The sequence below is a fragment of the Streptomyces phaeochromogenes genome (assembly GCF_001418655.1).
Classification (GTDB): domain Bacteria; phylum Actinomycetota; class Actinomycetes; order Streptomycetales; family Streptomycetaceae; genus Streptomyces; species Streptomyces phaeochromogenes.
Genome location: NZ_LIQZ01000654.1, coordinates 1,569 through 1,920, shown reverse-complemented (window position 1 = coordinate 1,920; position 352 = coordinate 1,569). Strand labels below are relative to the sequence as shown.

At 70.5% G+C, this 352-nt stretch carries 1 pseudogene; it reads right to left on the bottom strand.

Annotation, left to right across the window (positions count from 1 at the left end):
- Window positions 1-352, bottom strand: a pseudogene (locus AOK17_RS53355) (chitinase); the annotation flags it as partial.

The window sequence follows — 352 nt, the reverse complement described above, 5'->3', positions numbered from 1 at the left end:
CAGCTTGTTGCCGCTCCAGCCGCCGAAGGACGGGACGACGTCGCCGCCGTTCGCCCGCACGGTGTTGATCGTCTGCTGGTCGACGCCGCCGGTCAGCGCCCGGCCGCCGTCCCACTGGGGGTTGCAGTAGCCGTTGCTGAGCACGAAGGCGAGGGTGAAGTACTTGACGCCGGTGGCGTTGGTGACCGTGGTGGGGTTCGGCGGGCTGCCCCAGCCGTTGTAGAGGTACGGGGCCACGGCCATCGGCGTGGACGGGGTGGTGCCGTCACCGGGGGCGGGCGCGGTCCATTTCTGGTTGGCGCCGCCGCCGCAGCTCCAGATCTGTATGCGGGTGCCGTTGGCGGAGTTGTTG